Consider the following 14,922-nt stretch of genomic DNA (forward strand, 5'->3'; position numbering starts at 1 on the left):
AGCCCGGAAGGCGGTGGCTCGCTGGATTGAGATTGTCTACAACCGGCGTCGTCGCCACTCGTCCATCGGGATGGTAAGCCCCGTCGATTTCGAAGCCCAGCTCGCTGATCAAAATTGTAATAAGAAAACCGCTGCTTAACCCCTAAGCAGCTTAACAACGTGTCCACGATTTGCGGGCAACCCCAATACTCGGTGGATCGGGCAGCTCTTTCTTGTTCTTTTCGCCGGAGTTAGTTTTGCTGGGTTGCTATTCCGAGACTCACTAAGCGCGGGACAAATTTTAACAGCGTCGATGACACTGGTTGCGTCATTTTCCGCACTGTTCGGTGTGAGACTTACTCTTCGTGACAAAGCGTTGGATGAGTGGTGGAAGACATCTCAGTGGATATTGGGTCAATTGATTGGTGAGGTGGATGAGGAAGATAAAAAAGTGCTCTTGCGGTTACTCCAAACTCATTTGCAGCACCGCTGAAACGGAAAAGGGATCATGACGCGACTTTAGATGTAATGGCTGATCTGTTAAATAAATGGGATCATCACCAGTGACATGCCTGCTAAAATCTAGGTTACGAGACAAAGGAGGACACTATGCGTACCTTTCAACGTAAACGTGTAAAGCGCGACAGGGCAGGTAATTCTGTCTTTGAGAAATCGGATGATTCAGTGTTGCGTTTGGCGCGCCTCATTGTAAGCGAGAGCGAGAATGCAAATGATTATCCTCGTGCGTACCAGCTTGTCCAAGAGGCTTCGAAAAAGACTGTGGCGTAGCGACGGAAGTTAGTCAGTATTCTACGAACAGTCGCACCGAATACTCAGTTCATGTTTGGGAATCAAGATCTATCTGAGAGCAGCTATTTTCGTGCTTTCTGGTGCAAGCTCTGAAATTCTGTGGGCTAGGGGTATTAGCAGGTCAGGGGTTCAGGCTGGTGGGGGAGTTTCGTGAAAGTGCCATATATTGGCTGCGAGCTTCACCGCTCGCAGCCTTTTCTTTTGCCATTTTCTTTCTGCGTTTCCCGAGGCTAGAGAAATAGATTACGCGGCGTTTGAACGGCTCTGGCTGGGCCACATGGAACATCGCGTTCTGGGTGCACGGGGCGAGGAGGGGCATCGGAAAGCACTTGTGGTAGTCGCAGTCCGCCCTTCGCGCTCACGGGGTCAGCGGGAATGGGGGCTGGGTTAGCGGCCCGTGAGCGCCAACAGAGGGGAATGGGTCCACCGCTGCAAAAAGGACGCCCAGCGAGCCTCTCAGGCTGCACTGGGCGGTGAATGTAGGTGGGGGGAGGCTATGCCATGACCTTCGTCTTCTTAATCGCCTTTTGGAGCCGCTTGTGATAGTTGTCCATGGCGGGGCGCAGGAATAGGCCGAGGATGAGCGCCGGGATGGTAAAGAGGAGGAGCATGCCGAGCTCGCGGAAGATATCGGCCTCGTAAATGCCGGCGATGGCGCTGCGGAACGCGTCGATACTGTAGGTGGCTGGCAGCCACGGACTGACATTTTGGAACCATTCCGGAAGCAACGGCAGGGGATAGGCGCCGCCGGAACCGGAAACTTGGATGACTAAGAGCAGAACCGTGAGGGCCTTGCCTGCGCTATCGAATGTGATAACCAGTGAATATACTATCAACATAAACACTAGTGAGATTATCCATGAGGCAAAGAGCATCATGAATGGGTGTTCCGGTTCGATCTCCACGAAGAAAATCAGACTGAGAACCACGAGGGTGGCTTGGGTTATGCCGATGAGCCCAAATGTAAGGAAGCGGCCCAAGAAGATTTGGTTCCTGGTGAACTGATTTTTCTTTTCGATGTCTTCGTTCTTCTTCAAGTATTTGCGCTCGGCGTTGGTATGCACCAGCACGCAGGCAAGCAGGGCGCCCACCCAGAGGGAGAGCGTTAAGTAGAACGGCGTCATGCCAACGCCGAAGGCAGCAACCTCGTAGATGGGATGCCGGTCTACATTGACCGGTGAGGCGATGCGGGAGGCTAGTAGCTCAGGGTCATCGCCGATGAGATCAGCGAGCTGGCTAAGGTCGCCGCCGGCGCGGATTTCTTCGATCTTTCGACTGAGCTCACCAAAGCGGGCGGCCTGTTGTTGCAAAGTACCGGATAGACCGGCGGTCAGATCGCGAGCCCGCACGAGGGTGTCGTTGTCATTAGAAATGGTAGTGCGGATGCCTGTGATATCGCGCTTTACCGCATCAATATCGCTGGCAACCAGTCTCACGCTATCCCCTAAGGCCACTAGCTGTGGCTTAAGCTTAGCGTTATAAGATTTGCGGGCGTTTCCCACAGCCTGCTTGGCGCTGGCAATCGCTTCTTGCGTTTGTTGTCTGGACTCTTGGGAGTTGCGGCCATCTTCAATGTTATTGGCAGTAGACGTCAAGGAATCGTATAGCGCATTGCTTTGGGCAATGCTGGCATCTATGTGACTCATCACTGCCCTGTAGCCCGCCGCTACAGGGCCGGGAAGATTGACCTTATTGGCTTTGTTCTGGATGCTGTTTTTGACGCCTTGGAAGGCAGCGGTTTGTTGTCCTACGCGGTCTGCGGCAGTGCGGAAGGTCTGGGCGGTTTGCGCTGAGGTGGCACTGGCATTGTTCAGCAATTCCTCGATTTGTGAGGATAGGACCTCGTAGCTTTGCTGCGTTGCGGCAAGGGACGCATCCAAGGAATCAGTGGATTTAGCCAGGGCGGATTTGAGGATGTCTATCGGGGACTGGCCCTTGTCGTTCGTAGTGCTGGATGCTTGGTTTCCGGCCTCGTTCAGGATATTTTTAGCAGCATGGGTCAGCGGAATGGTGGAATCTACCAGGTTGCTTAGCGCCATAACCGTGCCAGAGGCTGCATCGAGCCGGGACTGTACCGCGGTGACGCGGTGGTGCACGTTATTGAGCGCGGCTTGGGTGTCACCTTCGGCTAAGTACTGGTCTAGCGAGGAAATGACCCCGAGGCCTACATTAGACACAACGCGGGTAAAAGACTCATCGATCTTCTCTATCACACCGGTAGCGCTGCGTTGGGTAATCGTGGTCGACAGCGCATTCTTTTTCTCATTGGTATAGAGATTAAGCTTGCTCGGCTCGGTTCCTTCCACGTAAAAGGTCAGGAGGTTGGAGCTAAAATCCTTAGGCAAAATGATGCCGGCGTAGTATTCGCCGGATTTGGTGCCCTCTATGGCATCTTCGCTATTGGTCAGAACCCAGTTGATCTCATCGTTGCGGCTGAGCTGGGATAAAACCTCATCGGCTAAGTTGAGCTTGAGCGAAGCCAGGTCGCTTTGGTGGCCCTCATCCTCACTGGCGACGGCGATTTTTAATTGCTTGGTATTGGCAAACGGGTCCCAGCTGGCGAGCGCGTTAAAGGTGGTAAAAAGCAACGGGATAATGGCGAGACCGAAGATGATGACGGCGGTCATTACGTTGCCACGGATGGCCTTGAGGTCATCGCGGAGAATGGTCAGGATATTGTTCATGACGGATCTCCCTTTTGAGATGCATCGCCGTCGGCGGCGGGACTATCTGTGGCATCGGCCGGTGATTGGGGGGTAGAAGATATTTTGGCATGTTTATCCGACCGGACATCTTCTAGCCGATGTTGATTGGAGTTTTGGCGTTGATGGTCGAGGTGCTGCTGGATTTCTTCATCGCTGAGAGCCGCGAGGCGCGTGTCGTGCGCGATGCTTTGTTTAACGTATTCCAGCGAACAAATGACGGCGACTGCCAAAAGCGCCACGAGGCAAGCAATGCCAAAAAATATCGCCTTTTGATCCGGTATTAAACGGGAGAGAATCACGAGCGCGAAGAGTAAAGCCAGCCCAATGGCGATGGTGAGCTTCATTAACTGTGAATAGTTCTTCCGGGCTGTCACCCATTTGGTGTCCAAGCTCCTTTGGTAGCCATCGCGGTCCGCAGAGGCATACAGGAGATCGGTGAAGCGGTAGCGGCTGCCAACCAAATGGACCTGTTCGTGGATAACGAGCCCGCCCTTGGCCAGCTCGTCATTGACCAGCATCGTGACGTTTGATAACCCGCGCCTTAAGAAGGTGCCCATGAGATAGGCGACGACTGCCATGCCGGTCAGTGCAGCGAGATCGCGGATGTAGTGGGCGCCGTAGAATCCACCCACCGTCTCGCGCATCGCGCCGATGCCATAGGTAAAGGGCAAGAAGGGGTGAACGGCGCGGAAGAAGTCCGGTGTCATCTCGATGGGATATAGGCCCGATGCACCGGGAATTTGAATAAAGGCAAGGACGACCGCTATACCGCGGCCCACATGGCCGAATGTTGAAACAAGGCCATAAGTAATGCTGAGGTAGCACAGGCTGATGAACACAGAGGTAAGGACATAAGCGCTAGCGCTGACGTGCTCGACGCCGATGACCAAGTTACCGATGGAGACGATAAGCGCCTGGGCAATAGCAAAAAAGCTGAGGAGCAAAAAGCGCGAAAAATACGCCTTGCTGACGGTGAGGTCCCGACGGCCCTGCGGGTCAACCTCGGCACGGAAAATGATCAGTAGCATGAAGGCGCCGATCCACAGGGTGAGGTTGATAAACAGTGAAGACATACCGGAGCCGTAGTGCGTGACAGGGAAGACCGCGTGGTTGTCCATCTTTGCGGGTGAGGAGAGGAAGGAAGAAATGTGATCTGTATCAAGACCATTGACGGATTTCAGCACGGTGTTGTTATTAGCAGTGTTGCTCAAGGCAATGACATCGGTTCGTGCGGAGCGCAGGCCTTCCTCGATGCGGTCCAGATCGACCGAGAAGCGTTTTACCACCTCTTGGGCGTGGGGCAGCTGCTCGTTGATACCCCCGAGAAGCCCATCCGTTTGTCCCACTAGCGCTTTTTGGCTGTTGAGGGAGGCAGATAGTCGTCCGGCGGTAGCGGAGACATTAGAGAGCGCGGAATTGAGCTGAGGTAGGCCGTTGGCCACGTCATCGCGCAGTCTGAGGGAATCATCGCGGGCTTGGGCTGCCATGGAATTGAGCAATTCCGAGGTTTTATTCAGCGAATCAAGGGTGGCATTGGTATTGCTATTGAGAGAATCCAGCTCTCCTAGCACCGCGCGGTTTTGGTTGTTGCGCTCGCGCAATTCAGAGACCGACTGTTGAATTTGCTGGGTTAGCTCTGGAGGAAGTGCCGGTAGGGTAGCAACACTGGCTAATTTGTCGATGGCCTGGTCGGCTTGGCCGAGGATTCCCCGGGCGCCGTCTGTAGCGGCATCGACACGGTTGAGAGCACCGCTTAACTTACCGGTGGCAGAACCGATACTGGCGTTGGCGTTCGCGGTGCCATCGGCAAGCGCGGTGGTGCCTTGGATATAGGCGGTGGTGGCATCGTCGGCGAAGGAAGTTACTTCTCTTTGTACCTCGTCGGTCAAGGCGGTGACCTGGTTTAGGGCCTGCTGGGCATGATCAATCGTAGTCCGTACTGAGCCGAGGGACTTGCGAGCCTGCGCGATGGTGGGGCGAGCATTATTGATAGTGGCGTTGATATCCGCTAGGGAATTGCGGGAATTGGCCACGGTATCGGCGGTTGTTGCGAAGGAATTTGCGGTGTTACCCGCGGTGCTACTTATCCTATCGCTGAGTTCGCTGCCGGATTTCCGCAGCTCGGTGGATACTGATTTCGCTACGCTTTCATTAAAGGTCGCGCTAATCGTGGTCTCAAGAATTGAGGAACCAGTGTCAGTAACCTTGGGGGCAATGGCGTTGATTTTCTCATTCACCTGGTATTCCAGCGTGGGCTGAGAGTAATTTCCTTCGAAGAGGCTGATGAAGTCAGAGGAGAAATCCTCCGGGACGGTAATCGAGGCAAAAACATCGCCGGACTTTACAGCATGTGCGGCTTCATCACGGTCCAAAAACTGCCAGCCGAGGTTGTCGTTGTTGTGCAGCTTTTTCATTATCTGCCCGCCCACGTCAATATTGCCGGTGAGATCTGATGAGGCACCCTTGTCCTCGTTCACCACGGCTACTTTAAGTTGTTCCGTATTTCCATAGGGATCCCAGAAACCGGAGATATTGACCCAAGAATATAAAGCAGGAGTAATCATCAAACCGATGAGAATCACCCAGACTTGCGGTGTCCGCCATAGGCGAACGAAGTCTTGGCGAAAAAGCTTCCAACTAGTAATCACTCCAAAACCGTAGCACCGTAACGGTTCTAACCAATAGTCAAACAGACAGATTCCGCGAAATTGATAGCCTGGTTACCTTTGGGTTTCCGAGCACCGCGCACGAATGTGACTATGGTTAATAAAAGGTGAATTTAAGCTGGGTAAATGTGTGGAAAAGCGCCGCGGTAGTCCATGCGTCATAGCAGTGGATTAGCGCGGCGCTCGGGTACTTGCCGTCGAGGCTTAGTGCTCGTCGTAGTGGTCGCCGTGAGCGGCGTGGCGGTGGCCGTCGTGCACGTAGTCGACGTGATCGCCGTGGGGGATGGCAACGTGGCCGCAGCCTTGCCCGTGGGTGTGGTCGCTATGCGCTTCAGCCTCTATGTGATCGTTGGTCTCGCACTCGTCCCAGTGGCCTTCGTGCTCGCGGTGGATGTGGCCATCGTGTACGAAGTCGACGTGATCGCCGTGCGGGAAAGCGACATGTCCGCAGCCTTCGCCGTGGGTGTGCTCGTGGTCGGTGTGGGTAGCGTGAGTCATAATCATGAATCCTTTCTGCGCCGTGGTGTCAGGGAGTGACTCTATTCGTTTTCACTCTGTTTTCATTAAATCATGTTTTCAGTACGGTTTCAATAGCGCGCGAGAGATTTTAAATATTTTTTCACAGGACGCAATGGGGTGGGGTTGGTGGAGGAAAAACACGACGCCCTGGGCCGGTGGGCGGCGCAGGGCGTTGGTGGGGTACTGGTGAGGTTAGAGTAGTTCCGAAAGTTCTCGGGCGGCGGAGGTAAGGAGGTGGGCGTACTTCTTAGCCGGCGAGGGGCGGAAGCGTTCGGCGGAACCGGAGATGGACAGCGCAGCGCGAAAAAAGCCGGAGGAATCAAAGACGGGGGCGGAAATGGAAGCCAAGCCAGCTTCGCGCTCCTCTATAGATTCGGCATAGCCTAGTCGGCGGGCGGTGTCTGCGTCGGCGGCGCTGAAGTGCGCGGTGTCAAGGGGGAAGTCTACGTAACCGGCAATGATGCGCGCTGCGGAACCGGAGGTAAGAGGCAGCCGTCGTCCCACCGGGACCACGTTGTGCAGGCCAGATTTTGGTTCGCGGGCGGCAATGCATGTGCGCGTGGTCCCCGTCAGCTCATAGAGCTGAATGGACTCACCGGTGCGATTGAGGAGTCGGTCCATGATGGGACCCGCGACGTCGAGGATGTGGTCGCGGTTGCCTGGAAGCGCGGGGCCGGCCTTCCATTTTCCTTCAGGGGTCCGTACGAGGATGCGGTGTGCTTCTAACGCGGTCGCTAGCCGGTGCGTTGTTGCCCGAGGAAGCCCTGTGGTTTCGCATAATTCATTAAGGGTTGATGGATGGTTTGCGGCAGCCATCATGATGGCCATTGCTCGGTCTAGTACCTTAATTCCGGAAACTGCGCTATACTCTCCCATATAATGAAATCTACGTCCCAAATTATGAGATTTCAAGTGTGGAGTGATGTTTATGAACCAGAAGCTGACCTTGGCAGAAAAAGTATGGCGCGACCACATCGTCCAGCAGGGCGAGGCGGGTGCACCGGACCTTATTTATATTGACTTTCAACTTTTGCACGAAGTTACCAGCCCGCAGGCCTTCGACGGGCTCCGGCTGCAAGGTCGCACTTTGCGGCATCCAGAATTGCACCTAGCAACCGAAGACCACAATGTGCCGACAGAGGGGGTTAAATCCGGCAACCTTTTGGAAATTAAAGATGAGGTATCTCGTACCCAGGTTTCTACCCTGCGCAAAAACTGTGAAGAATTTGGGGTGCGGTTACATTCGATGGGGGATGAGCAACAGGGTATCGTGCACACCGTCGGCCCACAGTTGGGTATTACACAGCCCGGTATGACGATCGTGTGCGGTGATTCGCATACCTCTACCCACGGTGCGTTTGGCTCCATTGCCATGGGTATCGGTACCTCAGAGGTAGAGCACGTTATGGCTACCCAGACGTTGTCCTTGAAGTCGTTTAAGACGATGGCCATCGAAGTCACCGGGGAATTGCAGGACGGCGTATCTGCCAAGGACCTCATTCTCGCCATCATCGCTAAGATCGGCACCGGCGGCGGCCAAGGGTATATCATTGAATACCGCGGTGAAGCCATTCGGAAGATGTCGATGGAAGCCCGTATGACTATTTGTAATATGTCCATTGAGGCTGGCGCCCGCGCCGGTATGGTGGCCCCCGATGAAACAACGTTTGAGTACGTCAAAGGCCGCGAGTTCGCCCCACAGGGTGCCGATTGGGAGGCAGCGGTGGAGTACTGGAAGACGCTACCTACTGACGATGGCGCTGAATTCGATCGCGTCGTAGAAATTGACGGATCAGCACTGACGCCGTTCGTGACCTGGGGAACGAACCCGGGTCAGGGCCTGCCGCTCGGCGAATCCGTACCGGATCCAGAAGACTATGGCGATGATAATTCCAAGGCCACTGTAAAAAAAGCCCTTGAGTATATGGACCTGCAACCAGGCACCCCACTGCGCGATATCAAGATCGATACCGTTTTCGTGGGATCGTGCACCAATGCTCGCATTGAGGACTTACGAGCCGCCGCTGCGGTGGTCAAAGGTCGCACCATTGATGCCAATACCCGCATGATTGTGGTTCCTTCCTCCGCAGTAGTCAAAGCCGATGCGGAAAGGGAAGGCCTTGACCAGATTTTCCAAGATTTCGGTGCGGAGTGGCGTACAGCGGGGTGCTCGATGTGCCTAGGCATGAACCCTGATCAACTGAAGCCAGGGGAGCGTTCCGCATCCACGTCCAACCGGAACTTTGAAGGCCGACAGGGCCCTGGTGGGCGCACCCACCTCGTGTCCCCGCAGGTTGCCGCCGCTACCGCCGTCACCGGATACCTGTCCAGCCCGGCTGACCTGAAATAAGCAAGCGAGAAAGGTTGAAATAATGGAGAAAATTATCACTCATACCGGCACGGGAGTCCCGTTGCGGGTCTCCAACGTGGATACGGACCAGATCATTCCCGCACGCTACCTCAAATCGGTCAAGCGCACAGGTTTTGCGGAGGGCCTGTTTTCTAACTGGCGTTCCGATTCCACCTTCGTCTTAAATCAAGAGCAGTTTAGGGACGGTTCCGTCTTATTCGCTGGCCGCGACTTTGGTACCGGTTCTTCGCGCGAGCACGCAGTCTGGGCTTTGCGCGAATACGGCTTCAAGGCGGTCTTCTCCTCGCGCTTTGCGGATATTTTCCGCGGCAATTCCGGAAAGTCTGGTCTGCTTGCCGGATTGATGGAGCAAGAAGACATTGAGCTAATTTGGAAGCAGTTGGAAGCCGGGCAAACCCAAGTCACGGTCGATCTGGAGGCGCGCACCGTCCAGGTAGGTGAAAACACCTATTCATTCGATATCGACGACTACACGCGCTGGCGCCTGATGGAAGGCCTCGATGACATCGGCATCACCCTGCGCGATGAAGAAGCGATTACGAATTACGAGGACTCCCGCGCCAGCTTCAAGCCCGCTGTTCACGCGAAATAAATTGCCTGCGCTATGACTTCGCCCTATTTTGGATCAAATGACTGTAACGGAGTCCATTACTCCTCCCAATAGCCATACTGCGCGGCTAGGGGTCAAAAATGGGAGTACCCAGGCTAGTTAACGCACCGGCAGGGGGCTGGGAAGATAATCGGCGCCGGTTAATACACCGTTGTTAAAGGACAAGACCCACACTGAAGCCTTTTTAAACTTCAATTTCTCCAGCGGTTTCTTGAGGAATTGCGGCGCCAAGTCTTCGATAATGCCGGGCATGGTTTGTCCCTGGCTGATAATGACCGGCACCCCTCCGCCTTCTACAACGCGGCGGAAAGCCTTCTTGGCGCCAGCCGGGTTTTTTCCCCACGCCTCGTCCCCGAAGTCCTTATTAATCGCAATGTCCATGCCTAATTCATCGGCAAGCGGCGCAGCGGTTTGTTGGCATCGATACGGGCGGGCGGAATAGATCGCGGTGGGGTGGAAAGCAGCCAACATGGGCACAAGCATCTCTGCTTGGCGGCGCCCCTTCTTATCCAAAGGCCGCAGGTTGTCATCGCCCTCCCACTTCTTACGGTCATGGGCATGGGCGTGGCGGACGTATAAAACGCGCGTCGTAGGGGCGAGTTGCAGCCGCTTGTGCGCTTTGGCGACGACATCTATATCGACGTTATAGGACAGGAGCTGTTGGGCCTGGTCAATGGGCACCCACCGCAACTCATCGGTCTCATCATTGGGTGTATAGGTGCCGCTGAGATAAAACGCCGCCCAGTAATAGACCACCTTAGTGCGCCCCTGCACGGGGTAGGTGACTTTGCCAATGAGCTTGCCTAGGCGCACGTGAAAACCGGTTTCTTCCGCGATTTCTCGCACTGCGGTGGTAGGAAGCGATTCGCCCGGGTCCACTTTCCCCTTGGGTAAGGACCAATCGTCATAATGTGGGCGGTGGATGAGTGCGATTTCGGGGCAATGGGGATCGCCGCGCCAGACTACGGCGCCGGCGGCAAGGGTAGTGCGGGGAAATTCTTTGGCGGGATCCACCGGAATTTCTTGGTGCCGACCGGAAATGAATTTTTCGGACTTTTTATCTTTATCAGTCTCGTGCATCTTCTTTGCGCTCGGCATAGCTTTTTCGTGCCTTCCTTTGGTGGGTGACAATGGGCGTTAAACTCTTCATCATTGTTCCACGGGGGAGATCCCTGACGCATCCTTGCCACGCGCAGAGTGATAAATGACTTATGGTGGAAACAACGAAAAACCGTTTGGAGGACGCCATGGTAAAAGTAGCGGTAATGGGTGCTGGTTCGTGGGGCACCACCCTGGCCAAGGTATTTGCGGACGCAGGAAATGATGTCACCTTGTGGGCGCGCCGAACCGAGTTGGCGGACGCGATCAATAAAACGCACACTAACCCGGATTATCTGCCGGATATTCACCTTCCTGCGGCATTGCGAGCCACGCACGACGAGACAAAGGCGCTCCCCGGCGCGGATATCGTGGTCTTCGGCGTGCCGTCGCAGTCCCTGCGCGCTAACGTCGAGCGGTGGGCACCCGCACTACCTGTAGATTCCACATTGCTCTCGATTTCCAAGGGCGTGGAAACTAGCACGTTGCAGCGCATGAGCGAAGTCATCGTGGGTGCGGCAGGTGTGGATCCGCGGCGCGTGGCGGTGCTTTCTGGGCCTAACCTGGCTAAGGAAGTGGCGCAGGAGCAGGTTGCGGCCACAGTCATTGCTTGTACCGACGAGCAGCGTGCCAAGGCGGTGCAAGCGGCTATTGCTGCACCCTACCTGCGGCCCTATACAAACACCGATGTCATTGGTGCGGAAATCGGTGGTGCCTGTAAAAACGTCATCGCCTTGGCCTGCGGTATGGCCTCAGGCAAGGGACTCGGCAATAACACCATGGCTACGATGGTCACCCGCGGTCTGGCGGAAATTACCCGGCTCGGGACAGCGCTAGGAGCGGAGCCCTTTACCCTTTCCGGACTGGCAGGTTTGGGTGATTTGGTGGCCACGTGTAGCTCCCCACTTTCCCGTAACCGGACTTTTGGTTACCGCCTCGGTCAAGGAGAGAGCCTAGAATTAGCAAAGGTGGCCACCAACGGTCAAGTAGCAGAGGGGGTGTTTTCCTCGGATTCTATCTTCCGGCTTGCTCAGCAGGCTGAGGTAGATATGCCCATTACAGAAGCCGTCTACGGCGTGTGCCATCAGGGAAAGACGGTAGACGATATGATTGTCGCCCTTATGGGTCGTTCCAAGAAGTCGGAGTAGCAGAAAGGTACAATTTCGCCCATGACTGAAAAGACCCGCGTAGCCGTCCTCTATGGTGGCCGCAGTACTGAGCACTCTGTTTCCTGCGTATCTGCAGGCGCGATTATGAAGCACCTAAACCCGGAGAAATTCGAGGTCGTGCCCATTGGCATTACGCGCGAGGGCACGTGGACGCCGGGGGACACTGAGGGTTTAGAAATCGTCGATGGCATCATGCCAGAAGTCAAACGCGGTACGGAGTTGGCATTGTCTGCTGATCCATCGCGCCGGGGCGAAATCCGCACGATTAGTGATGGCTCGCTATATGCACAGGTCGATGTTATTTTTCCCATCCTTCACGGTTCTTATGGTGAAGACGGCACAGTGCAGGGCCTTTTCGAACTTTCTGGCATCCCTTACGTAGGCCCTGGTGTATTGGCGTCCGCGGTGGGAATGGACAAGGAATTTACCAAGAAGGTTCTTACCGCAGCTGGTCTGCCGGTAGCACCAGAGGTTATCGTGAAGGGGCGCACCGAATTAACCGCGGAGGAAAAAGAGCGCTTGGGCCTGCCAGTCTTTGTCAAGCCAGCCCGCGGAGGATCTTCCATTGGGGTATCCAAGGTAAATGACTGGGCGGATTTCCCAGAGGCAGTGCGCGTGGCCGCCAAAGACGATGACAAGATTTTGGTCGAGCCAGAGATCGTCGGCCGCGAGGTAGAGGTCGGCGTGTTGCAGTACCCGGATGGCTGCCTCATTGCCTCTGTTCCGGCCCTGCTCAAGGGAATAGATGATTCCGATGAGGGATTCTATGGCTTCGAGACCAAGTACTTAGATAACGTGGTCACGGCCCAGATTCCCGCACCTTTTTCGGAAGATATCACGGCGCAATTGCGCGATATGGCGATCCGGGCTTTTGAAGCGCTCAATTGTTCCGGCCTTTCCCGGGTAGACTTCTTCGTCACCGAAGCAGGCCTGTATATCAACGAGGTCAATACCCTGCCGGGATTTACCCCGATTTCCATGTATCCGCAGGTGCTGGCAGCCTCTGACGTGGATTATCCCACGCTGCTTGAGGTGCTCATCGTCAGCGCCCAGGCCCGCACTGCGTAAGGTCCCGCACCGCGTACGGCTCCAGTGTGGCCTGGCTCCCTTTATCTTTCCGGGATGTGCTTCGCGATGATATCACTCAGGGCCACCAATGCGGACTGCGCAGAATCCTGCGGGGCATGCAGCGCGAGGTAATTCTCGCGGCCTAGCGCAAACCAGGTTCCTGCGGTTGTGCCTTGGGCCAAGGTCGTATCCTCAAACCAGGCTATATCGTTGACTTGCTGAAGCTGCACGCCTGCCTTGTAATTTTCCGGCCGGGCTACCCCACAGCGCACGACGATGTCCTCGTGTCCCTCCAAGCTCCACACATAGGTGTCCTTAGCGTCTATATTCCGGCGGTGGTACCCGTCCGCAATTTCTTCCGGTAGCGCTTTTTCTACCGCGGCGCAGCGGTCATTTTTTGACGGTTTGATATCGCGCAACGGGGGTAGGTGGGTCTTCGCCGGCTTATCTTTCAAGGTGGCAACGGCCTCGTTGAGATCTTCAGGTCCTTCGTCATTAAAGGTTGTTACTGCCACAATGGGAAAGCGCTGCGCCGTATACCACGTCGTTAGGTTCGAACCAGAGGTCGCATCCTTTACTTGGAACCACCGCTCACCGTTAATATCTTGCGTCGTGGAATAGTCGGTGTACTGGAAGGGCATGGCAACACCGCACCGCGCCGTCACCTTGTCCTGGGAGTTGGCTGCCCAGGCCGCAACGCCTGCGGGAACGGGTTCTGCAATGTCCGCGCGCGGTTGGCCCATGGCTTGATCAGGAAGCGCATTCACAAAATCCCTGCACGCCTGCGAATCGGCCTCTTCGGAATCCACCGGGGAGACCGCTACAGGGGCCTTGGCTGTGTTAGTGAATACGTATTTTGCGCCGAATAAGACGGCTAAAACCATCACTATGGACAACCCGAGTGAAATGAAGATCATGGTGCGGTTAAATTGGGATGTCATAGGGGCTCATTTTATCGAAAGGATGCCGGTGAACTTAAGTCAGACTCTCACGGACGTGGGGGAGCAGGCGGTTATTCGGGAAATTACCACGGCCGCTCCCAGCAGCCTTAATGGCGATGACGCCGCGGTGCTTTTCGCAGCACCGCCCAATTCCCGAACCGTGGCGTCTACTGATTTGATGGTCGATGGCCGCCACTTCCTGAGGGAATGGTCCACACCGCGCGAAATTGGCCAAAAGGCTATCCTGCGTAACTTCGCCGATATTGAGGCCATGGGCGCACGCCCAGTGGCGGCCCTTTTAGCCATCGCTGCACCGGGCGATACTCCGGTGAGCTTTGTCAGGAGCGTGGCTGAGGGCATCGCCGAGCGTTGCTCTTTCTACAACGCCGAGCTGGTGGGCGGAGATATTACGAACTCGGACGTGCTGGTTATCAATATCACGGCCATTGGCTTTTTGGGCGGCAGTCGGGCAGCTTTGACTCTCGATGCGGCACGCGCTGGCCAGAAGCTCGTGGCCCACGGCTCGATTGGTTACGCTGCGGCGGGGTTGTCCCTGCTGCAGCGATTCGGCCGCAATTTGCCCGCAGAATATGCGGATTTACACCCGCTTATTGATGCCCAATGTGCCCCCTGGCTCAGCCCCGGCCGCGGAGTTATTGCCCGCGCCGCAGAGGTTACGGCCATGACCGATAATTCTGATGGCCTGATCCAAGACTGCGGAAGCATGGCGCAACGCTCTGGTGTACACATCGATTTGAATGCCGATGCCATCCAGCCCGATCCACTGCTGCACGCCGCGGCCGCTGTCCTCGATTGCGATCCGTGGCAGTGGGTCCTTGCCGGTGGCGAGGACCATACCCTGATTGGAACCACCGCGAAGAAGGCACCTTCAGGTTTCCGGGAAATCGGCACCGTCTCGCGCGGAAGTGGCGTTACAGTAGGCGGCGCACGTCCCCGTTACGCAGAAGGATGGGCAGGATTTTAGA

At 55.6% G+C, this 14,922-nt stretch carries 12 protein-coding genes; 6 read left to right on the forward strand and 6 right to left on the reverse strand.

Annotated features, from left to right (window positions below; genetic code table 11):
* Window positions 1-588 precede the first annotated feature (588 nt).
* A complete protein-coding gene (locus tag D9V82_RS08420; RefSeq protein ID WP_121911961.1) occupies window positions 589-768 on the forward strand; it encodes a hypothetical protein in 180 nt (59 codons plus the stop codon).
* A gap of 515 nt (window positions 769-1,283) precedes the next feature.
* On the opposite strand, the gene D9V82_RS08430 is transcribed toward D9V82_RS08420, so the two are convergent.
* The 4 genes from D9V82_RS08430 to D9V82_RS08445 form a co-directional block, all read right to left on the reverse strand.
* Entirely contained in the window at window positions 1,284-3,473 is a 2,190-nt protein-coding gene (locus D9V82_RS08430) for a YhgE/Pip domain-containing protein (protein WP_121911963.1), read from the reverse strand.
* Window positions 3,470-6,142: a YhgE/Pip domain-containing protein gene (locus tag D9V82_RS08435; RefSeq protein WP_121911964.1), complete on the reverse strand. Its 2,673-nt coding sequence runs from the start codon at window positions 6,140-6,142 to the stop codon at window positions 3,470-3,472. Before D9V82_RS08435 ends, D9V82_RS08430 begins: the two co-directional genes overlap by 4 nt.
* Window positions 6,143-6,364: 222 nt before the next feature.
* Window positions 6,365-6,658: a hypothetical protein gene (locus D9V82_RS08440; RefSeq protein WP_121911965.1), complete on the reverse strand. Its 294-nt coding sequence runs from the start codon at window positions 6,656-6,658 to the stop codon at window positions 6,365-6,367.
* Window positions 6,659-6,871: 213 nt separating this feature from the next.
* A complete protein-coding gene (locus D9V82_RS08445; RefSeq protein WP_121911966.1) occupies window positions 6,872-7,555 on the reverse strand; it encodes an IclR family transcriptional regulator in 684 nt (227 codons plus the stop codon).
* Window positions 7,556-7,607: 52 nt separating this feature from the next.
* On the opposite strand from D9V82_RS08445, the gene leuC reads away from it, so the two are divergent.
* Window positions 7,608-9,029 (forward strand): 3-isopropylmalate dehydratase large subunit, encoded by a 1,422-nt coding sequence (gene leuC, locus D9V82_RS08450; protein WP_121911967.1) that lies wholly within the window; start codon window positions 7,608-7,610, stop codon window positions 9,027-9,029.
* Window positions 9,030-9,051: 22 nt separating this feature from the next.
* Window positions 9,052-9,642 carry a 3-isopropylmalate dehydratase small subunit gene (leuD, locus tag D9V82_RS08455; RefSeq protein WP_121911968.1) on the forward strand — a complete coding sequence of 197 codons (591 nt, stop codon included), beginning with the start codon at window positions 9,052-9,054 and terminating at the stop codon, window positions 9,640-9,642.
* A 117-nt stretch (window positions 9,643-9,759) separates the two neighbouring features.
* Here the strand turns inward: leuD and D9V82_RS08460 are convergent, their stop codons facing one another.
* On the reverse strand, window positions 9,760-10,758 hold the full coding sequence (locus D9V82_RS08460; protein WP_121911969.1) for an NUDIX hydrolase: 999 nt from the start codon (window positions 10,756-10,758) through the stop codon (window positions 9,760-9,762).
* Between the two features lie 149 nt (window positions 10,759-10,907).
* On the opposite strand from D9V82_RS08460, the gene D9V82_RS08465 reads away from it, so the two are divergent.
* Complete coding sequence (locus D9V82_RS08465) at window positions 10,908-11,906, forward strand: NAD(P)H-dependent glycerol-3-phosphate dehydrogenase (RefSeq protein ID WP_121912016.1); 999 nt, start codon at window positions 10,908-10,910, stop codon at window positions 11,904-11,906.
* A gap of 21 nt (window positions 11,907-11,927) precedes the next feature.
* Window positions 11,928-12,995 carry a D-alanine--D-alanine ligase family protein gene (locus tag D9V82_RS08470; protein ID WP_121911970.1) on the forward strand — a complete coding sequence of 356 codons (1,068 nt, stop codon included), beginning with the start codon at window positions 11,928-11,930 and terminating at the stop codon, window positions 12,993-12,995.
* A gap of 41 nt (window positions 12,996-13,036) precedes the next feature.
* On the opposite strand, the gene D9V82_RS08475 is transcribed toward D9V82_RS08470, so the two are convergent.
* Entirely contained in the window at window positions 13,037-13,936 is a 900-nt protein-coding gene (locus D9V82_RS08475; RefSeq protein ID WP_121911971.1) for a DUF3515 domain-containing protein, read from the reverse strand.
* Here D9V82_RS08475 and D9V82_RS08480 point away from each other — a divergent pair.
* Window positions 13,884-14,921 carry a thiamine-phosphate kinase gene (locus D9V82_RS08480; protein WP_121911972.1) on the forward strand — a complete coding sequence of 346 codons (1,038 nt, stop codon included), beginning with the start codon at window positions 13,884-13,886 and terminating at the stop codon, window positions 14,919-14,921. The genes D9V82_RS08475 and D9V82_RS08480 overlap by 53 nt on opposite strands.
* Window position 14,922: the final 1 nt, after the last annotated feature.

Source organism: Corynebacterium macginleyi (assembly GCF_003688935.1).
GTDB classification, from domain to species: Bacteria; Actinomycetota; Actinomycetes; order Mycobacteriales; family Mycobacteriaceae; genus Corynebacterium; species Corynebacterium macginleyi.